Here is a 22,735-nt window from a genome sequence, read left to right as displayed (position 1 = left end):
CGGCTCAATTAACACCTGTGTTAAAGTAACCAGAAGCAGCCTTACTATCTAATAAGAACAGGAACACATTATGTACATGATGGCTAAACACCTTCACATGACCGCCGTTGGCTTGAGCATATTATTTTTTGTCTTTCGCTTTATATGGAGTCAATTCGACGCTACAGCACTTAGCAAAAAATGGGTTAAAATTCTCCCTCATATCATTGATACCGTGCTATTAGCCAGCGCAATTTGGCTATGCATTATTTTGTCTCAATATCCTTTAGTTAATGCATGGCTCACATTTAAAGTTGTGGGCGTGGTGCTGTACATAGTGTTTGGATTGTTTGCATTGAAAAAAGCCAAAACAGCGTTAGGCAAATGGAGCTTTTTCGTAGCAGCGCTTGTTGTGCTTATGGCAACGGCTATGGTTGCTGTAACCAAACAACCTCTTTTTTAAGATTTAATTGGAAATAGATAATGTCTGAATCTCAACAGATTATTAATGTAGGTAACGTTGACGTTGCCAACCACTTGCCGTTTGCTCTGTTCGGTGGAATGAACGTACTTGAGTCTCGCGATCTCGCTATGCGTATTGCAGAACACTATGTTGAAGTAACGCAAAAGCTCAATATTCCGTACGTTTTTAAAGCCTCGTTTGATAAAGCGAACCGTTCATCTGTGACTTCTTACCGTGGGCCTGGCATGGAAGAAGGGTTGCGTATTTTTGAAGAAATTAAGTCGACCTTTAACGTTCCGCTTATCACTGATGTGCACGAACCGCACCAAGCAGCTCCCGTAGCTGAAGTGGTGGATGTTATTCAACTGCCTGCTTTCTTGGCGCGCCAAACCGACCTTGTGGTTGCAATGGCAAAAACCGGTAGCGTTATCAATGTGAAAAAGCCTCAATTCTTAGCACCGCATGAAATGCGTCACATCATAGGAAAACTAGGCGAAGCGGGGAACGATAAGGTTATTCTTTGTGAGCGTGGTAGCTGCTTTGGATATAACAATTTAGTTGTGGACATGCTTGGCATGGACGCAATGAAAGAATATGCCCCAGTAATATTTGATGCGACTCACGCACTTCAAATGCCGGGTGGCCGAGCGACGTCTGCAGATGGTCGTAGAGCGCAAGCTGCACAGTTGGCCAGAAGTGGTATGGCATTAGGTTTGGCAGGGCTATTTATAGAAGCGCATCCTAACCCAGATGAAGCACTATGTGATGGGCCTTGCGCACTGCCGTTGGCAAAATTAGAGCCTTACTTGCAGCAGATGAAAGCACTAGATGAATTGGTGAAAGGTTTTGACGCGTTAGATACAAGTAATACCTAAGCTAGTATTTGATGGCGTATGCCGGTGCAAGCACCGGCATGCGTATCAGGTGTGTGAGTTGCTTATTCCGCTTCAGAAACGTTTACGCGCTCTTCACCTTTTGTCATTGCTAATAAGTTCTTGTGAAGCTGAACTTGCGTCTCTTCAGCTAAAATCGCTTTAGACTGCTTTTTCACAACAATGTGCGCATCGTTTTCTGGCAGTACTTCGGCCATTTTTACGCTGGTCATTGCTGTGTTGATTAACGATTGTAGATTGATCTTTTCTGGTTGTGCGTTAGCATTTGCAGCAGCGCTTACAAAAGCCATTACAGAAACACTAGCTAAAAGTAATTTTTTCATTTTCACACCTAATAAAAATAATTAAATAATTGTTGATGAATGTTAAAATGTTTAACAAATGTTCATCATAAAATGCTGAAATTAAATGTTCTTTTTTAATTTCGGGTAAATTATAGTCAGTGGGTGGTGAAAAATAAAACGAGTAAAAGTATGGGTTGTCATTAGAAAAACTAATGAATTTGTCATGCTTCGGTCACACTGGATTAAAAACGATATATGCATCGACGTTTACCCCCTCTCAACGCCTTGAAATCGTTTGAAGCGGCTGCTCGCCATTTGAGCTTTACTAAGGCTGCCGATGAGCTGTTTGTTACGCAAGCTGCCGTTAGCCACCAGATAAAAGCGCTTGAAGATTTCTTATCGATGAAGCTATTTCTTCGAAGAAATAGAACCCTGCTTCTAACCGAAGAAGGTCAAGCTTATTTTCTTGAGCTAAAAGATATCTTCAAAAACTTACAAGATGCGACAGAAAGGCTACTTGCGAAGGGCAGTAAAGGTGCTATCACGGTAGCGATGCCGCCCAGCTTTGCGAGCCAATGGCTGGTACCCCGTATTCATAAGTTTAGCTTGGCGCATCCAGACATCGACGTACGCATCAAGGCAGTTGATTTCGATGAAGGCTTCTTAGAAGACGATGTAGACGTTGCGATATATTACGGTAAAGGTCGTTGGGCTGGTCTTCAAGCCGACCAGCTACATCGAGAGTTTCTAACTCCGCTTTGCTCTCCAATGCTTTTTCAAGGCCCCAAACCTTTATCCAGCCTGTCTGACTTAAGGCACCACGTGTTGCTTCACGACTTAAGCCGTACTGCATGGAAAAATTGGTTGAAGCATGTAGGTGTGGTTGGCGTAAACGTTAACCAAGGACCGGTTTTCAGTCACTCCATGCTAGTTTTGCAAGCCGCTGCACTCGGTCAAGGCATTGCGTTGGGTAACACGGTACTTGCAAGGCCGGAAATTGAAGCGGGAAGGCTAGTTATGCCGTTTGAAGAACGCGTGGAGAGTCGCGATGCGTTTTATCTCGTGTGTGAGGAATCACAGGCTGAACTCGGTAAGATTTCGGCATTTAGAGACTGGATCTTAGCGCTGGTCGAAGCTGAACAAGAGGACTTGTTGTAATATGACTAAGTTGAACACCATTGCTGAACAGCCTAGTTTTGACATTGAATTGCATGAAGCCGATAAGCCCTTAGCGTGTTTGATACTAGGCCACGGAGCCGGCGCCGGTAAGGAACATGAGTTCATGCAAGACATTGCGAAGGAACTGGTTGCTAGAGGTATATCAACCGTTCTTTTTAACTTTCCCTATATGCAAACCATAAAAGCTACCGGTAAGCGTAGGCCTCCCGATAAAGCCGATAAACTTATGTCACATTTTACTGCGGTGATTGAAACCTGCAGCAAAGATAACAAAGCCTTGCATAACTTGCCTGTGTTCATCGGTGGAAAGTCGATGGGCGGGCGTATGGCGACCATGGTGTACGAAGCGGTGAGCAATGTAAAAGGCGCGATAGCGCTGGGCTATCCGTTTCACCCTCCTGGTAAGCCAGAAAAAACACGAACCGAACATCTGCAAACGGCGTCTAAGCCTTTGCTTATTATTCAGGGTGAACGAGATACCTTTGGTACAAAGAGCGAAGTAGAAGATTACAAAAAGCGTCGCGTATTATCTACAGACATTGAGTGCGCCTATTTGGACGACGGCGATCACAGTTTTAAGCCTCGCAAAGCAAGTGGCAAAACGCAGGAAGAACACATTGTTACCGCTGCCACGCTTACCGCTTCTTTTATTGAAGCCCATTTAAGTAATTAATGGTTAATTAGAAATCAGAGCGAAAGACTAATTTAATGAAAACTGAAAAACTTAGGTTTGCCACCGTTGCTAAACCTTATCTTATTATTGGCGCATTGCTAGCGGGCCTTTCTGTGGTACTAGGTGCGTTTGGCGCACATGGTTTAAAAAGCGTATTAACTGCACAGCAGCTCAACACGTTTGAAATTGGCGTGCGTTATCAAATGTATCACGCATTAGCCTTGCTGCTTTTGCCTGCGCTGTCAGGCGTTGTCTCATCGATGTGGGCTAATCGTGTAGCGTTTTGTTTTGTTACCGGAACTGTGTTGTTTAGTGGAAGTTTATATGCGCTAGGAATAAGCGGTATTAAATGGTTTGGCCCGATAACGCCTTTGGGTGGCATGTTCTTTATTATTGGATGGGTGTTGTTAGTGATTGGACTGATAAAAGGTCATTATTTAAACAAGCAACAAAAAGAAGAGCAGAACAAAACTCACCACACGCCGGGGGCAGGTAATGTCTAACACCAGTATTTTGGGTTATTGCCGACCTGGTTATGAAAACGATACGGCTAACGAACTTACATCGCGTTACGGTGAAGCCCAGTGTTATGGCTACCCAGTGTCGAAGAAGAACAGTGGCTTTGTGCTTTATCATTTATATGATGGCTCGCAGCTAGAGCAAACCATTACCCAGTTTGCTGTTTACGACAGTATTTTTCCTCGTCAGCTGGTGGCAGTTTTTGCCACTCTTACCGATATAGAAAAAGAAGACAGAGTAGGGCAAGTGCTTGAAGCCCTAAAAGAGGTAGAAAAACCATTTCAAATTTTTGGCGCCATAGACGTCGAATACCCAGATACAGAAGAAGGTAAAACCCTCGCAAAGTTCTGCCGAAAGTTTACTGTTCCTCTTCGCCAAGCCCTAAGAAAAGCGGGATGGCTCACCGCAAAGGAAAATTTAGGTAAGCCAAAGCTACATATTTTCTTTGAGTCATTTGAGATTTGCCACATTGGCTATACATTACCCAGTCATGCTAGTGGCGATCACTTGGGTATTTGCCGGTTAAAGTTCCCAAGTGATGCGCCGAGCCGCTCGACGCTTAAACTTGAAGATGCTTTAGTGAATATGCTGAGCGACAAACAGCAGGCTAAGGTACTTCGAAGCGGTGGACGTGCCGTGGACCTAGGTGCATGCCCGGGTGGTTGGACATATCAGCTGGTGAAGCGCGGAATGTATGTTGAAGCTATCGACAATGGACTTGTAGCCGATAGTTTAATGAGCACGGGCTTGGTTGAACATCACGCGGCAGACGGGTTTACCTATCGACCACAATTTGGTCGTGTAGATTTGCTGGTATGTGATATGATAGAGCAACCCGATAGGGTAGCTAAATTGATGGGTGATTGGTTAGTTAAGCACTGGGCAACGCACGCAATATTCAATTTAAAGTTACCTATGAAACAACGTTATGAAACTGTAGTTGAAGCCATGACGTTGCTAAGAGGCCGATTAAATGCCTTGGAAGATGCATTTGCGGTGAAGGTGAGGCATCTCTACCACGACAGAGATGAAGTTACAGTAACAATTGTTCGCACTTCAAAAGATGAGGTGTGATTTTGTTATTTTTCAAAAAAGTGTCATTAATTAATAAGTTATTGATACTTAAAGAAAAGAATTGATGGTGGCGCGGATTTTGGCAAACGAATTTAAGGTTTATGCTAAAAAAGGTGTAAATCTGGTATAGAAATCCTTTATAATCCGGCCGTTTTTTTACTCTGAACCAATGAAAGTGAACTAATGTCAGACTTATCTCATTACAGAAACATTGGTATTTTCGCCCACGTAGACGCGGGTAAAACTACCACAACAGAACGTATCTTGAAGCTTACTGGTAAAATCCATAAAACTGGTGAGGTTCACGATGGTGAATCAACAACTGACTTCATGGAGCAGGAAGCTGAGCGTGGTATTACCATCCAGTCAGCGGCAACAACCTGTTTCTGGAAAGATCATCGCATGAACATCATCGATACTCCGGGACACGTTGACTTTACAGTTGAAGTATATCGTTCACTTAAAGTACTAGACGGCGGTATCGGTGTATTCTGTGGTTCTGGCGGTGTTGAGCCTCAGTCAGAAACTAACTGGCGTTATGCTAACGAATCAGAAGTTGCGCGTGTAATCTTCGTAAACAAACTAGACCGTATGGGTGCAGACTTTTACCGTGTAGTTGGCCAAGTTAAGAAAGTACTTGCTGCTAACCCACTAGTAATGACGCTTCCAATCGGTATCGAAGACGAGTTTAAAGGTGTTGTTAACCTTCTAGACATGAAAGCGTACATCTGGGACGATTCAGGTCTTCCTGAAAACTACGAAGTTGTAGATATCCCAGCAGATATGGTTGATAAGGCTAACGAATACCGTGAGCAACTAATCGAAACTGCTGTTGAGCAAGATGACGACCTAATGATGGCTTACATGGATGGTGAAGAGCCGTCTCTAGAAGACATCAAGCGTTGTATCCGTAAAGGTACTCGTGACCTAGCGTTCTTCCCAACATACTGTGGTTCTGCATTTAAGAACAAAGGTATTCAGCTAGTTCTTGACGCGGTTGTAGACTTCCTACCTTCTCCAACAGAAGTTGATCCACAAGATCTAACTGACGAAGAAACGGGTGAGCCTACTGGAGAAGTTGCAACAGTATCTGTTGACGAGCCGTTCCGTGCACTTGCGTTCAAAATCATGGACGACCGTTTCGGTGCCCTTACGTTTATCCGTATCTACTCTGGTAAGCTAAACAAAGGCGACACTATTCTTAACAGCGCAACGGGTAAAACTGAGCGTATCGGCCGTATGGTTGAGATGCACGCTGATGAACGTACTGAACTTACTTCAGCACAAGCAGGTGACATCCTAGCTGTTGTTGGTATGAAGAACGTTCAAACTGGTCACACGCTATGTGATCCTAAGCACCCTTGTACACTAGAGCCAATGATCTTCCCTGAGCCAGTAATCTCGATTGCTGTTAAGCCAAAAGACAAAGGCGCTAACGAAAAGATGTCTATCGCTATCGGTAAACTAGTAGCAGAAGACCCATCTTTCCAAGTTGAAACTGACGAAGATTCTGGCGAAACCATCCTTAAAGGTATGGGTGAGCTTCACCTAGATATCAAAGTAGACATCTTGAAGCGTACTTACGGCGTTGAGCTAGAAGTTGGTCAACCTCAAGTTGCTTACCGTGAAACTATCACACAAGCAGTTGAAGACAGCTACACGCACAAGAAGCAGTCTGGTGGTTCTGGTCAGTTCGGTAAGATTGATTACCGCATCCGTCCGGGCGAAACTAACTCTGGCTTCAAGTTCACATCTACTGTTGTGGGCGGTAACGTTCCTAAAGAATTCTTCCCTGCAATCGAAAAAGGTTTCGCAGGTATGATGGAAGTAGGTCCTCTAGCGGGCTACCCAGTACTAGACGTTGAAGTTGAGCTATTCGACGGTGGTTTCCACGCAGTTGACTCATCAGCAATCGCGTTCGAAATTGCAGCTAAAGGTGCATTCCGTCAGTCAATGCCAAAAGCAGGTCCTCAAATTCTTGAGCCTGTGATGAAAGTTGACGTATTCAGCCCAGAAGACAACGTTGGTGACGTAATCGGTGACCTTAACCGTCGTCGTGGTATGATCAAAGACCAAGAAGCTGGCGCTACTGGCGTTCGTATCAAGGCTGACGTACCTCTATCTGAGATGTTTGGTTACATCGGTCACCTACGTACTATTACATCTGGTCGTGGTCAGTTCTCTATGGAATTCAGCCACTACTCAGCATGTCCTCAGAACGTAGCTGACAAAGTAATTGAAGAAGCAAAAGCACGTAAAGCTGCTAAGTAATTAGCCTTTGCGAACGTAAGCTGACCTTGGGTTAGCTTACGCTTCAAGAAATACTAAAAAGCCGGTCGCATGACCGGCTTTTTTTATGTCGGGTGTCCCATCCTGAAATACGTTTAGTACATCTTATATGGCAGAAACTTCCCTGACATAACTACGCTGACACGGTCACCTTTAGGATCGTTTTCGCGCTGTAAATCCATAGAAAAATCAATGGCACTCATGATGCCGTCGCCAAACTCTTCATGAATTAATTCCTTTAATGTAGTGCCATACACACTCACCAATTCATACCAGCGGTAAATAAGCGGGTCGGTAGGGACTTCTGTGGGTAACGAGCCTTTGTAGGGCACGATTTGAAGCCAGGCAATCGCTTCATCGGTAAGCTCAAGCAACTCACCCACGGCTTCAGCTTGCTGCTTTGTCATGGCCATTTGTCCTAAGCAAGCTGCTGTACTCCATTCTTTTGACTGACCAACAACTTCGGCAATCTGACTCCACTTTATGCCTTTTAAAATTTTGGCTGACTGGATCATGTCGGTAACTTGGGTTCTCGATGTAATCATTTGCATTTCCTTAAAGGGTTAGTTAAACAAAATGAGCGTAACTAGATTGCTGAAAATAAGTGCCAGTATTAGCACCTTGTACACAAAAAGAGGGTGTCGTTTTACTAACGGCTCGTACGCCGTATGTTGTGATGGATTTGGGTAGCGAAGCGAAAAAAGAAACTCAGATAGTGAAGAAAATCGCTTATCAGGGTTCACATGCAAAGCACGCTTAAGGGCGCTATCAACCCAATTAGGTATTGGTCGATTAGGAGCCAATGCGGTTTGGTATGTTAACTTTTTCTGCTCAGCCAACGTGCGACAATGAACGAGCTTTGTGCCATAGGGGTAACGCCCGCACAAGAGATAGTAGGTGAGTACGGCTAAGGAAAACAGATCAGAGCGCTCTGTGCCAACATTTCCTAAAAAGTATTCAGGTGCGGAAAAAAGTGCAGCGCCAGGAATAGGTGTGTCACTATAGAGGCTTGGGGCATCGGCTAAGGCTGCTGAACCCAAATCTATAATAGTACAGTGCCCTTGTTCGCTAATAATAATATTGTCGGGGCGTATATCCCTATGAACAATGCCCTGACGGTGCATTGCCTGTAAACCTTTACCAACCTGCTCGATTATATTCCTAACTTGCTCTAATGGCGGCGTAGGATTATCAACAGCCCATTGAGCTAGCGTTTGACCTTGTACATATTCACTTACGCTGTAAAAAGCAGAGGGAGGGTATGGTAAACCCAAATCAGTAAACGTTGGGCTTTTAATAACGTGTGCCGAATTAATCCGTCTCGAAAACCAGCTCTCTATTAGGAACCCATTTACCATTTCTGGTGATAGGGTAAAGTCGGTAGCCGGTGTTTTTACAACCACAGGGCTGTTTGTGTGCGTAGCTTCACAAGACGAATTGGTGGCAATAAAAACATGGCTTCGGGCCGACGTATAAAGCTGTCGTTCTAGCTTCAGTCCATCAACATCATCACCCGTCTTAAAGTTTGCGGCAGCAGGCTCTCGGCATACATGTTCATCAGACTGCTGATTTGAGTAATGAATCGCAGCATCAGAAACCTCAGAATTGGTTATCAGTTGGTTGACCAACGGCCTGTTAAGTACAGATGAATGAGGTGAAGTTGAAACGCCTGTATACAGTGGGTGTCTGTGATCGTCTAGGCCATCATGGCTAGCTACAAGAACCTTTACGAGAAGTAAGGTGAGGTTGTCATCGCTTCCTCTAGTAAATGCCTCATGTACTACCAACGCAGCTTGGTTTTCAGAAAGCGTATCGGCCTCACTGATTTTCATAAGAATGGTGGGTAGCGAAACAAACTCATAAACGCCGTCGCTACTAATCGAAAACGTGCTCGATGAGTTGAGGGTGAGTGTTGTGTGGTCGATATCTATATGTGCTTGAACGCCTAATGCTTTAGTAAGATAACTCTGCGAAGGCTCACTTTCCGATACTTGACGATGAGGTTTTGTGAGTAAGATAGGCGATTGTGCGTTCTTAGAAAGAACTTGAATTTGACAATCCCCCACATGAAATACATCCATGTGATTGCCTGTTACCACTGCCACTGTTAACGTGCACACATAACCTTTTTCTGGTGTATAGCAAAAGGGACTTCTTTGCGTACGTGTGTAAAGCAGCGCGTTTATCTCTTTAATAATGGTTTCAGCGCGCGTCTTAACCGACCATTGTTCCGGCGCTATTTTAAACAGTTTAATAAACTGACTGGTAGCAAAGTCGCTAGCAACCTGGCTAACCGTACTGCTACTTACACCGTCAGCGATAACAAAAACGCTGCTTTGATTTGGGTTATCAGAGACTTGGAAAGCGTATGCATCTTGGTTTATCGCTTTAACGCCGGCTGTAGAAAATGCACTTACACTGAGCGTGTTAGCTGGTGGGTTAATTGGGGCGTTTAACGCGGCTCGCTCATTCATGTTTAATTGCTTCTTACCTGCATATTTAATTATGAGCCCAATTAGTTATTTCCAAGGAAACGGATAACGCCATCATGACGTGTCTTGTAGGGACAAGGCATGATGGCTTTAAGATAAGCGCCTTAATTAAATAGGCAGTGTTTGCGATGCAGCGGCTTTATCAACAGGGATAGTACGTTTGGGTAGCGTCTTAACGTGGGTGGTGTACAGGGTTAGTCCAGTAAAGGCGAGGCCACCAACAAGATTTCCAAGTGCAGTTGGGATCTCGTTCCAAATGAAGTAGTCCATAACCGAGAAGTCGCCGCCCATAATAAGGCCAAATGGGAAAAGGAACATGTTTACTACTGAGTGCTCAAAACCCATAAAGAAGAACAGCATGATTGGCATCCACATGGCTAGTACTTTTCCGCTAACGTGAGTTGAAATCATTGCACCCACTACGCCTAGCGACACCATCCAGTTACACAACATGCCGCGAATAAAAATGGTGAACCAGCCTGCAACGCCGTGTTCTGCGTAGCCCAATGTACGAGCTTCGCCAATGCTGGCTACCTTAGTCGCGATGGCACCGCCATCCACGTTATATCCCATGGTAAAAATAAACGACATCATAAAGGCCACGGTTAATGCGCCGCCAAAGTTACCTAAAAATACTAATCCCCAATTTCGTAGAATTTGTTTTGGCGTGACGCCAGGTCGCTGTGCAAGCCAAGCGAGTGGGGTAAGTACAAACACGCCGGTTAATAGGTCAAACCCCATAAGGTAGAGCATACAAAAGCCCACTGGGAATAACACTGCGCCAAGAAGAAACACGCCGGTTTGAACGGCAATGGTAACGGCAAAAACAGCGGCAAGGGCCAATATTGCACCTGCCATATAAGCGCGAATTAGAGTATCTCGTGTAGACATATAAATTTTGGCTTCGCCTGCATCTACCATCTTGGTTGCAAACTCAGCGGGGAGAAGATAAGCCATGGTTTCACCTCACGTTGTCGTTATTAATAAGTTGTCATCTGTGTGTTGGCGTTTACTGTTTCAATGCGTTCCAGAAGATCAAAAAAAGGCGTCCGCAGCGCTCTCGTAAGAAAGAACTGGGGACGCCTTTGTCCGAAACTCATGCATTGTGGTAGCTAACAAATAAACCGTCGGTTATGTGTACGCCTTTGTACTCTAAAGCCCGTTGGCAACTAATACTTGTATAAGCGCCTTCGTACTTTTGTTATCCATTTGTACAAAGCTAAAAAAGTGCCAATAACCAAAATGTACCTAAATGTGTTATTTATTGCTATTTAAAACAATGGCTTGTGTAAATTCGTGGCTGTATTGATAGGCGCTTGCGCCTAGGCACTATTAATTAGTCTGCACTAAAAAGGGGGGAGTGTGAGTGTTTAAGGTGCAACCGGTTTAACTATTTCCTACTTTAATGCCTGTTTTAACATTTTTAGCTGACGCTTCATGGTTGGATAAACTTTTGCCTCTTGTGTTCGGTGTGCGTATTTTTCGTGCTCAAATTGTTCACACAGAAGTGTTAGTGCCTTGGCAGCATCGTCGTTTATCAAGGGGTTAACTTCACTCATAAAGGCGGACAAGGTTTTATTCCCTCTTTCTTTTCCTGTTTTAGCTTCAACGCATTTTATTGCGTTTAGTAAAACTCTGTGTGAGGGCGACAGTGTGTTGCGATGCGTTTTGGGTAAAAAATAAAGTGCTAATATAAGCCCAATTAGGCCAATGGCGGAAAGAAATACAACTCGCATTTTTTGCGGCGTTAGCGAGCCTAGTAATTCTTCAAGCATGTTGGTTTGCGCAGTATTGTCAAAGCCCAGTACCCATTTACTCCACGAGTAATCGAGCTGTTGAAACCAGCTTTGTAATGTTGCAAAAATAGCAGCGTTGCTAAGGTCGCCCAAAATACTGGCTTTACGAGACTCCCCAAGCTCTTCCAAAGCACGTTCAAGCCCGAAGGTTAAGCGTGACGGTGCCACCATACTCGTTGGGTCGTGTCGAATCCACACACCATCAATAAAAGCTTCCACCCACGCATGTGCATCGTACTGCCTTATTTGAAGCACATTGTCATTAAGTGCGCTTCCGCCCTGGTAGCCTGTCACCATTCTTGCCGGTACCCCTGCGGCGCGAAGCACATACACCATGGCGCCTGCGTAATGGGCACAAAAACCTGAGCGTTCTTCAAATAAAAAACGGTCGATGGGGTCGGTAGGCATGGCGTTCGGCGATAGGGTGTAGCGGAAGCCCCCTTGATTAAATTCACGCATTATTGCGCTAACTATTTGCTGTGCGCTTGAGTATTGTTTGGCAAGTGTCTGTCCCCATGCTCTGGCTTGAGGGTTGCCATTCATGGAAACCTGAAGGTTTAGTTGCGATTCAAAATTTCCTATTCCGCTAGTGATTTGAGCAGTTGGATAGTAGCGCAGATAAAACGCTTTTTTACTGGATATTGGGCTATTCGCCCTTAACGTAAAATCAAAAAGACTTCTTACGAAAATACTGTTCTCGCGGTTGTTGGGGGTCGAAGGCGCTAACGCAAACAGCCACGTTTGCTGTGTGGGTTCCACGATCAATTCATAACTTATCACTTGAGGCGTATTTTCCTCGGCCAGAGCTGACAAGGGTGTTGGCTTGCCCATGTAAGCTAGCTGCTGCTCTGCCTGTTTGCGCTTGTCGCTAATAGACCAGGTTTTCCCGTCAAAATGTTCTAAGGTCATAGCGCGCCAATACCTGGACGGTGCAACAGGGACTGCTTCTGCGTTTTCAAATGTGGCGCTGAAAGCCAATTCAGATGAACTTGCAAGCGACGCAATATCACCAGGCGTCACCGTGTCAGAAAGCCCGGTTTCAGTCGACTTTGACGTGGGCATCTGCCAAAGCGGAGGGAGTTGGGGAAGCAGTAAAAACAGTAGCAGCGCGATAGGGAAAGCTTGGACAATAAGCACGGTCACGAATTTAATGCTTTTTGATTTGGGTATTCCTGCACCGTGATAAATGGCAGTCGCGAATAGCAGCAGGGCCAGTATTCCTGTATAGCCAATCCACGCAAATACGCTTAGAGACGAGATAAATCCGCAGCCGATCAAGAACAAACAGGTACATACAATTAAGTGAAAATCTCGTTTTTTCTCAACCAGCATGATTTTGAGCGCGCACGCGACGGTCAATAGGTTGATCATGCTATCAAGCAATCCTACTGAGAAGCCAAACCACGATAATGCGAACACTGCCAATATCGCCAGTAGATTAACCGTGCGTGATGTGGGCAAACTATTTAACGCACTAAGGCCTGCGGCCCTCACTATCACAGCACATCCACCTAGCATAATTACCCATGTCATAAGCGGCGCGGTAAGAGTAAAAAGAATAAGAGAGAAAGCTATGCAGAGCATAAGCACAGCCACGGACGTTGGTTGGCTAAACACGCTTTTAACAACGGTTAATTGCGTTAAACGGCTTAAGATAGCGGAGCTCATTTCGTTGACCTCGCTCTTTCATTCTTTATGGAAGATATTGAGACCGTTTTATTTGAGGTCGAAGAAGCTTGTGATGAATTCAAACAAGCAAGCGCACTAAGACATTCGTGCCTATGTTTTACCCCGTGAGCAGGGGCAATGTTAAGCCCTTTGTACTGTATTCCAAATACCCGGTCTGCGCCTGTCCAAGACAATGTTGCATAGGTAAGTGCCGATACGGCAGTTTCCACATCTATGTTTGAGGGAACTGAAAGTACAAAACTGTCGCTTTGCAAGGAGGTAAAGGATTTCGAAACCCAATTTCCGTTTTTCGCCACATGCTTCCATGATACGCGATTAAGCGGCTGTCCAACTTCGTAATCGTTTAATGCGTAGAAGTCCTCGTTACTTGTAAGGTCGTTAACCTGACTGACGCTATCCGACTCATTAGAACTCGCTACCTTATTAACAGTGACCGGACCTTCTTGAGGTTTTGCATAGACAGTGACTTGTTGGTCAAAATCGAGGTGGGTCCAGCATTTGTATAATCCCAACGGAAAATCGCATGCAATGGTTAGTCTGCCCAGTGCAAATCGCCCCCGTACTGGTATTGGAAGAGGCACGCTGAGGGTTTGCGTTTGTCTTGTATCCGCAGCTTCATTGTCGTTTAAAGAAAAGCTGTACGTCTGCTGATCCACTGAGGTATCTTGATTGCTTGCATTAACAGCGGTTTCCATGGGGCGTGCTGTATTTAGCCACTTTATTGCTAATACACCATTGCACGTTTTCGTTGGCGCTGCCGCGTGAGGGATAACCTGAAGCTGCAATTCACCCTGTAAGTTACAGTGAAATGGACTGGGGGGCGTCGCTTTAAGCGCTAAACGCGCAAAGTTTTGATGAGTGTAAAACAGCGTTAATAGCATAATGCTTAAGCACAAATAGCTAAGCAGCAACATCAAGTTGTTTTGGTAGTTAGTGCCAAGTAAAAACAAACACAGCGATAGAATAATAAAAGACCAACCGAATCCGCTCGGCAATATAAAAATACTGTTTACGTTGAGGTGATGTTCGTGAGAAGCCGGAACTCGCCTGTCTAACCACTTTAATAGCCTGCGTTGTAGGTAATTCGAAAGTGAAGCTGGCATTCTACGCACCTTTAGCGCTCCGAAAATTCATGAATGCTAGGCTGCCAGTGGGTCAATACTATCGAGTAATTTCTGGCTCAGTTTTTCACCGTCAAAAGCATGGGTTTGCTGCCCTTGTGCCAACTGATGTGAAGACAATGTTAGCCTATGAGCGGTAATGGCCACGAAGACGGCCTGTACATCTTCGGGAGTAACATATGATTTTCCGGTAACAAACGCCCAGGCTTTGGCACCTTGTAGTATCGCTCTACTCGCTCGTGGCGATAGGGGGTTAGGGTAATCATTACTTTCTCGACTTTCACTCACCAATCTTAGAATGTAATGAATAATGGCATCGCTGGTATGAATAGCGGCTACCTCTCGTTGCATTTCGCGCAAATTCTCCTCATTTAATATTTGTGCAAGCGGTGCTGATGCATCCTGTTGCAATAGCATGGCTTTTTCTGCCTCCCACGCTGGATAGCCCAAAGAGATACGCATAAAGAAACGGTCGAGTTGGGACTCTGGCAAGGGATAAGTGCCCGATTGATAGCTTGGGTTTTGTGTAGCAATAACAAAAAATGGAGAGGGTAGCGCGTGGGTTACACCATCTATACTTACTTGTCGCTCTTCCATCGCTTCTAACAGGGCGCTTTGTGTTTTGGGGCTGGCTCTGTTTAGCTCGTCCGCTAACACCACTTGGCTAAAAATAGGGCCGTGTCTAAACGAAAAGCGCTTTGCCTCGTCTTGTTCATTACTATGAAAAATGTTTACGCCCAGCATATCTGATGGGAGTAAGTCAGAAGTAAATTGAATGCGAGAATATTGTAGGCCAAAAACTTGGGAAAGCGCATGAGAAAGGGTGGTTTTACCCATTCCCGGTAAGTCTTCAATTAATAAGTGGCCATTGGCAAGTAAACAAGTTATTGCGAGTTTTAATTGGTGATCTTTACCAATAATTTTCTGACTAAGAGCCCGCTGTACGTTAATGATATCTTGGCGCATATGATTGTCACTTAAGTTTAAAGTTACTCTGTCACACTATGTATTAAACAGTGAGAAAGCGATTAAGGCTTTTCTAAGGATGTTGCGCAATGAAGTTTAAGTTCATGTCTGAGTTCATGTTCTAGTTTACATGTTTAGCGAACGGTAACGAGTGCCGACAATGCGGTGTTTCGAAGGTCACTACTTCTTAATAATAGCAACGATAGTGAAAGGCTTTCTATTGAATTACCTGTTAAATTTTATACGCAGGTATATCAGCGACTTGATGGTTCGTTGCGTTGTTTCTCCTATGTTCTTAATGTTGTTAAGGCGACGTCTATTTTTGAAAAAGTAAAAACGGCTTACATGGACTTTATCGACAGCAAATACGACGGGTTGGGAGCAGTAAAACGTCACTTTCTTATCTTATTAGCATAGATTCCCGCAAAACATCTGTTATTAAGTGCTGCGTAGTTTATCTGTGTTGTCTATAATGGTGCCTCTTAAAAAGGAAGTAGTTATGAAAAGCATTGAAATAGATGACGATTTATATGCCTTCATCGCCAGCCAAACGAAGCATATTGGTGAGAGTGCATCACAAATTTTAAGACGTTTACTTTTGCCTGAAGACGGTGCCGTGTCCCACGGTGTCCAGCATGGTGGGGCTTCATCTACATCTGTAAAAACAAGCGAACCAAAAAGTACAGACGTTGTAGAAACCGCAGATAACGCAAGTGAGTCAACACCCGAAGTTGAAACTCAAGTGGCGACTAAAACACCAGCCAAAGCACCCACCAAAGCGACAGCCAGTTCAGCAATTAAAGCAGCGCCAAAGGCTGCAGCGAAGAAAACTCCAGCTAAAGCAACGGCAGCAAAAGCGCCTGCGAGCTCAAGGGCAGCTAAAAAGGTTTCGGAAGTTTCTTCAGTAACGCCAGCAACAGAATCTCACTCGAAAAGAGATATTCTTGAAGCGGTGTCAAAAGATGCATTAGGCACATTTACCAAGCGCGTTGATCAATTCCTGTTTGTTTTAAGTGCAGCGCACAAGCTTAATGCAGAAAACTTTACTCGTGTTGAAAGTATAAAAGGTAAAAACCGTACGTACTTTGCGACAAGTAAGGCGGCATTGTTGGAAAACGGCAGCAGTACTAATCCTAAAGCTATCCCTGATAGCCCGTTCTGGGTGGTAACTAATAACAATACTGCCAAGAAAACGAATATGCTGGAACAAGTTTTGCGTAACTTAGGCTATCAACCTGATGTTATTGAAACCGTGATTGCGCGTTTCTCTTCAGAAGGTAAATAGCAAGCCAAGGTATAGAACAACGAAACTTCTAAATAAGGATTTTTTTCATGGCATTACATCCGCAGGCTGGACAGCATGCAGCAAAAGAGCAACTCATTAACGTAGCGCAGTTAGTGAGCCAGTATTACAGCTATAAACCGGATATGAATGACCCGGGTCAAGCGGTCTCTTTTGGCACGTCAGGTCACAGAGGTACAGCTTCCAACGCTACGTTTACCGATACCCACATCAGTGCAATTTGCCAAGCATTGGTAGAGTATCGTAAACAAGAAGGTATCGACGGTCCGCTGTTCGTTGGTAAAGATACCCACGCGTTATCTGAGCCTGCCATGATTACCGCTATCGAAGTTTTGTGTGCAAACGGTGTCAATGTTGTCGTGCAGCGCGCAGACAATGAAAGCATGGGCTATACGCCGACACCTGTTATTTCACGTACTATTATTCGCTACAATCGTGCAGGTAACACCGACAAGGCAGATGGTATCGTCATTACGCCTTCTCATAACCCTCCTTCAGACGGTGGATTTAAGTACAACCCGCCTCACGGTGGGCCTGCCGATAGTGATGTAACCAAACAAATTCAAGAACGCGCCAATGAATTAATTGCAGATGGCAATAAAAATGTTAAGCGCATTGATATTCGTCAAGCTACCGCGCGCAAATTGGTTCGTGAAGAAGACTTCATGGAACCTTATATTGAAGATCTTGCAAGCGTTATCGACATGGAAGCGATTGCAAAAGCTAACTTGAAGTTAGGTACTGACCCATTAGGTGGTGCAGGCATAGGTTATTGGTCGCGAATTGCAGATAAATATGGCTTGGACATTACCGTTGTTAACGACGCGGTTGACCCACAGTTTGGTTTTATGCGCCGCGACAAAGACGGTAAGCTTCGCATGGATTGTTCGTCTGCCTATGCGATGGCAGGGCTTATCGAGCTGAAAGATAACTTTGACTTAGCTTGGGGCAATGATCCTGATTTCGATCGTCACGGTATTGTGTGCAAAAGTGCGGGCCTAATGAACCCAAACCATTATTTGGCCGTGGCTATTAACTACCTTTATACTCACCGCCCAGAATGGCCTAGCGATTTAAATATCGGTAAAACACTGGTGTCTAGCAGTATGATTGATCGCGTAGCCAACAGCTTAGGTAAGCCTTTAGCTGAAATGCCGGTAGGCTTTAAATGGTTTGTTGATGGTTTATCAAACAGCACTATTGGTTTTGCGGGTGAAGAAAGTGCTGGTGGAATTTTCCTTGAACGCAATGGAAGCACGTGGGCGACAGACAAAGACGGCTTTATTCTTTGTTTGCTGGCAGCTGAAATCCTAGCCATCACAGGCAAAGATCCTGGCGAGCACTACAAAGCGCTAACGGAAAAATTTGCAGCGCCGGTTTACAGCCGTGTTGACGTGGCAGCAACCCTTGAACAAAAGCAAAAGCTTTCGGCGATGGATGCATCTGTCGTCACTAGCGATACGTTGGCGGGCGAGCCTATCACTGCCGTTCAAACCCATGCGCCAGGTAATAACGCGGCAATTGGTGGCGTTAAAGTATCGACAGAAAATGGCTGGTTCGCAGCGCGTCCTTCTGGCACCGAACAAATTTATAAAATCTATGCGGAAAGCTTTAACGGTGAAAGCCACTTACAGGATCTAATTGCTGAAGCCGAAGCCTTAGTCGGAAAAATAATTAAATAAGTACAAAAATAAATCACTTTAAATTATTTTTTGTAAATCAATTGTTAAAAATCGCATGAATGCATACGAATTCATGCGATTTTTTGTTATTTTAACAAAATTATTACAACATAATCGTTTAAGCGCTGCTATATTGCTGTCATATTCTGAAGTTATTCTGTAATTAAATTACGTTTTCGGTGTGTAAACACCGCTTCTACTTAAGAGTGAGACGCAAAATGAACGCAAAAGCGACCAAGACGCAACCCTCTCCAGTGATCGATAAGGCTGCATTCAAAGCAGCGGTTATTAAACACTTACACTGCACGCTAGGCACCGACGAAAACAAAGCAAACAATCACGCTTGGTGGAAAGCAACGTGCGCTGCAATTCAAGAACAAGTACTTGAAGGGTTGCGCAAAACCCAGAAAAGTCATTACCTGAACGACACCCGCGCCGTTCATTACTTTTCTGCTGAATTCCTAATGGGCCGTTTGCTTTCAAACAACCTGCAAAACTTTGGCTTATTCGATGTGGCTAGTGGCGCGTTGAAAGAGCTAGGTGTTGAAATTTCAGACATTCTTGAAGAAGAGCCTGATATGGCGCTAGGCAATGGTGGCCTTGGCCGACTAGCGGCTTGCTTCATCGACTCACTGGCGACAATGGAATTACCTGCAATAGGTTATGGTATTCATTACGAGCACGGTTTATTCCGCCAAGAAATTAAAAGCGGTGCGCAAATCGAGCGACCAGACAGCTGGCGTGACTACGGTAATCCATGGGAAATTTGCCGTCCAGAATCTATTCAAGAAGTATCGCTTTACGGCTATGTAGAGACTAAATATGGCGACAACGGACGAGTGCTGAAAGAATGGCACCCTGGCTCAATTGTAAAAGGTGTGCCGTGGGACATTCCGGTTGTAGGCTACGAAGGTAAAACCGTAAACGTATTGCGGTTGTGGCAGTCAGAAGCGTCTGACTACTTCAATTGGGACGTGTTCAATGCGGGTGGTTATGTTGATGCACAACGTGAAAATGTATCAGCTGAAACTATTTCAAAAGTACTTTATCCAAACGATGAGACCGAAGCGGGTAAAGAGCTTCGCCTTATTCAGCAGTACTTCTTCTGCTCGTGCTCGCTTAAAGACATTATCCGTCGTTACAAGCGTGCTCATGGTGACGATTGGAGCCGTTTCGCCGATCAGGTTGTTATTCAGCTAAACGACACGCACCCAGCTATTTCTATACCAGAGCTAATGCGCATTCTTGTTGACCGCGCAGAGCTTGGCTGGGATGAAGCGTGGGGGATTTGTACAAAAGTATTTGCATATACCAACCACACCTTGCTGCCAGAGGCACTTGAAAAGTGGCCTGCGCGCATGATTGAGAAGATCCTTCCTCGTCATCTAGAAATCATTTATGAAATTAACCACCGCTTTATGGCAGAGGTTGATAAGAAGTGGCCTGGCGACAATGCCATGAAAGCTAAGCTTTCAATCATTGAAGAAGGTAACGAGAAGATGGTTCGTATGGGCCACCTGTCGGTAATCGGTTCATTTGCCGTTAACGGTGTGGCAGAAATGCACTCTCGTCTTGTTAAGTCGTCTCTGTTCCCAGAGTTCGATGAACTGTATCCAGGTAAGCTAACTAACGTAACCAACGGTATTACACCACGCCGCTGGTTGAAAGCGTGTAACCCAGCGCTGTCTAAGCTAATCGATAAAAAGATTGGTGAAGACTGGCCGCGCGACTTAGACAAACTGCAAGGGTTAGCTAAATTTGCGAGCAATAAAACGTTTCAGAAGCAGTTCATGAAAGTGAAGCTTGAGAACAAAGAGTTGCTAGCAGAGGAAATTCGCAAGTCACTTGATATAGAAGTAGACGTTAACGCCATTTTCGATGTGCAGATTAAGCGTTTGCACGAGTATAAGCGTCAACACTTAGCGCTTCTGAATATTATGGCGCTGTACCGTCGTATTCTAGAAAACCCTGATTACGATATGCACCCGCGTGTATTTGTGTTTGGTGCTAAAGCGGCACCGGGCTACAAGCTTGCGAAAGATATTATCTTCGCTATTAACAAGGTAGCGGATAAGATCAACAACGATCCGCGCGTAAATAACAAGATTAAAGTAGCATTCTTACCAAACTACCGTGTATCACTCGCTGAAAAAATGATTCCAGCGGCAGACGTATCTGAGCAAATCAGTACGGCAGGTAAAGAGGCATCAGGAACCGGTAATATGAAGCTTGCGCTGAACGGTGCGGTAACTATTGGTACACTTGATGGTGCAAACGTTGAAATTGCTGAAGAAGTGGGCGATGACAACATCTTTATCTTCGGACTTACAGTAGAAGAAGTGAACGAGCTTAAAGCGAATGGCTATAACCCACATGACTACTACTATAAAGATCCAGAAATTAAAGCTGTGCTGGATTGGTTAGAAACGGATTACTTTACGCCAGGTAAACCAGGTGCATTGGTGTCAATTAAGCAAAGCTTACTTGATAACGGTGACCCGTACATGGTGCTTGCAGATTTCCGTGCTTATTCTGATGCACAAATTGCAGTTGATGCTGCATACCGCGACAAAGAGCGTTGGGCAGAAATGGCCATCATCAATACAGCGAAGATGGGTAAATTTACCTCAGATCGTTCAATTCGTGACTACGTAGAACGCGTTTGGAAACTTTCACCGTGTAAGATTGAAAGCTAATCGCAGAACCGTAAAGAAATAGCCCGGCAGTGGTACACTCGCCGGGTTTTTTATTACCCTCTAAATACTTCTTCATTGTTTCGTATCGGGTTCAAAATACGGCACAGTTTGTTCTTAACGTCACCAGAAATAAGTACTACAGCCATGTTTTTTGTCCAATATTAGGCTAATGTTGTACAAAAGTATAAGACGGTATACAAAATAATACGTTACTGTCGTTGCGCCTTTCGTAGCGCCATGGTTTTATATAACTAGTTGTTTTTAGTACCTCGAAGCGTAAAGCTCAAGGAAAACATCATGAGCCAACACACATCACTGGCAACCATTCCCAATCGCTATGCGTTTATCGATAGCATTTCGAAGCAAGCGTCTCGCAGTGCTTCTATTTCATTGATGCTGGTCGATGTAGTGCGTTTTTCTGATGTGACAACCAGTCTGGGCATTCATGTAGGCGATCGCTTTTTACTTGAAATAGCCAACCGCATCCAACTCCTATTTGGAACTGCGGTATCGATTGGCCGTATCAGTGGTGATGTTTTTGGCATCGTTTTTCCTAATGAAAGTAATGAAACCGTAATGCGACAAATGTTCGAACGCTTAGTCGAGCATTTCAAAACGCCTATGCATTATGATGGTACGGCTTTTATTGCAGACTTTAACGTAGGTGTGGCGTGCAGTATTAAGAATGACTTTGATATCACTTCCTTTGTTTCCCGAGCGGAAACGGCTTTAAAACAAGCAAAAGAAAACAAATACGAAAATTACTTCGCGTTGACTAAGTCAGACAAAACCGACACGGGCAGAAGTTTGGCGCTAAAAGCAGATTTAAAACGTGCATTAGCACAAAATGAACTCGAGCTTTACTATCAACCAAAAGTCGATCTGACAACGCTAGAAGTAGTGGGGGCTGAGTGCTTACTTCGCTGGAATCACCCTCTTGATGGCGTCTTATTTCCAGGTCCGCTAATCGAAGCGGCCGAGTCGTATAATATGATGAGCGAACTGGGCTACTGGACGCTTGAGCAAGCCTTTAGGGCGCTCTCGGAATTGGACCTAATGAAGCGGTCTTTAATGCTGTCTGTGAATATTTCTCCCACACAGTTGTACGACAACCAGTTAGTCCCAACACTGACGATGCTGAGTCGTACGTATTCAATGCCGCTTTCGTTAATCGAGTTGGAGCTTACCGAGGACGTGGCGCTGTCTAATTCATTAATGGTGAAAAAGCAGTTAGATGAGCTGCGAAGCTTAGGCGTATCTATTTCTGTAGATGATTTTGGTAAAGGGTATTCAAATCTTGCTTATATTCGAGATCTGGATTTGGATGCGCTGAAAATCGATAAGTCCTTTGTGATGGAACTTGAAGCTCACCCTGTTAATCGCGCCATTATCGAAGCGGCGAAAGTGATAGGGCATGCAAAAGAGTGCTGTGTAGTCGCCGAGGGCGTAGAAACCGTAGAGCAGCTTCACATACTCAGAGAAATAGGGGTGACACAAGGGCAGGGATACCTGTTCTCTCGCGCCATTCCATTCGATGATTTCGTACAGCTTACCCAACAAGAGATAATTATCGGCAACTCGCCTAGACGCGCTCAAGCGTAGTATCTGAAAGTGCGGCAATCTGTAGTTCCGTTGTT

The 22,735-nt window shown here is 44.6% G+C and carries 18 protein-coding genes; 11 read left to right on the top strand and 7 right to left on the bottom strand.

The features are described 5' to 3' along the window. Positions 1-70 precede the first annotated feature (70 nt). Positions 71-442 carry a SirB2 family protein gene (locus ACFI6J_RS09960; RefSeq protein WP_014949021.1) on the top strand — a complete coding sequence of 124 codons (372 nt, stop codon included), beginning with the start codon at positions 71-73 and terminating at the stop codon, positions 440-442. A 20-nt stretch (positions 443-462) separates the two neighbouring features. Then, the gene (gene kdsA / locus ACFI6J_RS09955) at positions 463-1,317 is read left to right on the top strand and encodes a 3-deoxy-8-phosphooctulonate synthase (RefSeq protein WP_061485402.1); all 855 of its coding nucleotides are present in this window, start codon (positions 463-465) and stop codon (positions 1,315-1,317) included. 62 nt (positions 1,318-1,379) lie between these two features. On the opposite strand, the gene ACFI6J_RS09950 is transcribed toward kdsA, so the two are convergent. Beyond that, complete coding sequence (locus tag ACFI6J_RS09950) at positions 1,380-1,658, bottom strand: hypothetical protein (RefSeq protein WP_014949023.1); 279 nt, start codon at positions 1,656-1,658, stop codon at positions 1,380-1,382. A gap of 216 nt (positions 1,659-1,874) precedes the next feature. On the opposite strand from ACFI6J_RS09950, the gene ACFI6J_RS09945 reads away from it, so the two are divergent. From ACFI6J_RS09945 to fusA, 5 genes are all read left to right on the top strand, one after another. Beyond that, positions 1,875-2,777 (top strand): transcriptional regulator GcvA, encoded by a 903-nt coding sequence (locus ACFI6J_RS09945; protein ID WP_239246185.1) that lies wholly within the window; start codon positions 1,875-1,877, stop codon positions 2,775-2,777. A 1-nt stretch (position 2,778) separates the two neighbouring features. Next, positions 2,779-3,471 carry an alpha/beta family hydrolase gene (locus tag ACFI6J_RS09940; protein ID WP_239246183.1) on the top strand — a complete coding sequence of 231 codons (693 nt, stop codon included), beginning with the start codon at positions 2,779-2,781 and terminating at the stop codon, positions 3,469-3,471. Between the two features lie 35 nt (positions 3,472-3,506). Beyond that, entirely contained in the window at positions 3,507-3,974 is a 468-nt protein-coding gene (locus ACFI6J_RS09935; protein WP_239246181.1) for a DUF423 domain-containing protein, read from the top strand. Further along, positions 3,967-5,064, top strand: coding sequence for a 23S rRNA (cytidine(2498)-2'-O)-methyltransferase RlmM (gene rlmM, locus ACFI6J_RS09930; protein WP_239246179.1), 1,098 nt, complete (start codon positions 3,967-3,969; stop codon positions 5,062-5,064). Before ACFI6J_RS09935 ends, rlmM begins: the two co-directional genes overlap by 8 nt. 183 nt (positions 5,065-5,247) lie before the next feature. Then, positions 5,248-7,335: an elongation factor G gene (fusA, locus tag ACFI6J_RS09925; RefSeq protein ID WP_039225640.1), complete on the top strand. Its 2,088-nt coding sequence runs from the start codon at positions 5,248-5,250 to the stop codon at positions 7,333-7,335. A gap of 113 nt (positions 7,336-7,448) precedes the next feature. Here the strand turns inward: fusA and cynS are convergent, their stop codons facing one another. The 6 genes from cynS to ACFI6J_RS09895 form a co-directional block, all read right to left on the bottom strand. Next, positions 7,449-7,898 (bottom strand): cyanase, encoded by a 450-nt coding sequence (gene cynS / locus ACFI6J_RS09920; protein ID WP_014949029.1) that lies wholly within the window; start codon positions 7,896-7,898, stop codon positions 7,449-7,451. A gap of 18 nt (positions 7,899-7,916) precedes the next feature. Next, on the bottom strand, positions 7,917-9,827 hold the full coding sequence (locus ACFI6J_RS09915) for a protein kinase domain-containing protein (RefSeq protein WP_462555375.1): 1,911 nt from the start codon (positions 9,825-9,827) through the stop codon (positions 7,917-7,919). Positions 9,828-9,953: 126 nt separating this feature from the next. Further along, positions 9,954-10,802, bottom strand: coding sequence for a formate/nitrite transporter family protein (locus tag ACFI6J_RS09910; RefSeq protein WP_014949030.1), 849 nt, complete (start codon positions 10,800-10,802; stop codon positions 9,954-9,956). A 440-nt stretch (positions 10,803-11,242) separates the two neighbouring features. Next, positions 11,243-13,309: a transglutaminase TgpA family protein gene (locus tag ACFI6J_RS09905; protein ID WP_462555378.1), complete on the bottom strand. Its 2,067-nt coding sequence runs from the start codon at positions 13,307-13,309 to the stop codon at positions 11,243-11,245. Then, positions 13,306-14,433: a DUF58 domain-containing protein gene (locus tag ACFI6J_RS09900; protein WP_462555380.1), complete on the bottom strand. Its 1,128-nt coding sequence runs from the start codon at positions 14,431-14,433 to the stop codon at positions 13,306-13,308. Before ACFI6J_RS09900 ends, ACFI6J_RS09905 begins: the two co-directional genes overlap by 4 nt. Positions 14,434-14,469: 36 nt before the next feature. Further along, complete coding sequence (locus tag ACFI6J_RS09895; protein ID WP_156086199.1) at positions 14,470-15,417, bottom strand: AAA family ATPase; 948 nt, start codon at positions 15,415-15,417, stop codon at positions 14,470-14,472. Between the two features lie 499 nt (positions 15,418-15,916). Here ACFI6J_RS09895 and seqA point away from each other — a divergent pair, with 499 nt between their 5' ends. From seqA to ACFI6J_RS09875, 4 genes are all read left to right on the top strand, one after another. After that, positions 15,917-16,702 (top strand): replication initiation negative regulator SeqA, encoded by a 786-nt coding sequence (gene seqA / locus ACFI6J_RS09890; protein ID WP_156086200.1) that lies wholly within the window; start codon positions 15,917-15,919, stop codon positions 16,700-16,702. A gap of 47 nt (positions 16,703-16,749) precedes the next feature. Next, on the top strand, positions 16,750-18,402 hold the full coding sequence (gene pgm, locus ACFI6J_RS09885) for a phosphoglucomutase (alpha-D-glucose-1,6-bisphosphate-dependent) (RefSeq protein WP_061485424.1): 1,653 nt from the start codon (positions 16,750-16,752) through the stop codon (positions 18,400-18,402). Positions 18,403-18,620: 218 nt separating this feature from the next. After that, positions 18,621-21,098, top strand: coding sequence for a glycogen/starch/alpha-glucan phosphorylase (locus ACFI6J_RS09880; protein WP_014949036.1), 2,478 nt, complete (start codon positions 18,621-18,623; stop codon positions 21,096-21,098). A 297-nt stretch (positions 21,099-21,395) separates the two neighbouring features. Then, the gene (locus tag ACFI6J_RS09875) at positions 21,396-22,700 is read left to right on the top strand and encodes a putative bifunctional diguanylate cyclase/phosphodiesterase (protein ID WP_462586070.1); all 1,305 of its coding nucleotides are present in this window, start codon (positions 21,396-21,398) and stop codon (positions 22,698-22,700) included. Positions 22,701-22,735 lie beyond the last annotated feature (35 nt).

This window comes from Alteromonas sp. G4i13 (genome assembly GCF_054960505.1).
The sequence above is the reverse complement of the archived record's forward strand: the minus strand, read 5'-3'. Positions and strand labels throughout refer to the sequence as shown.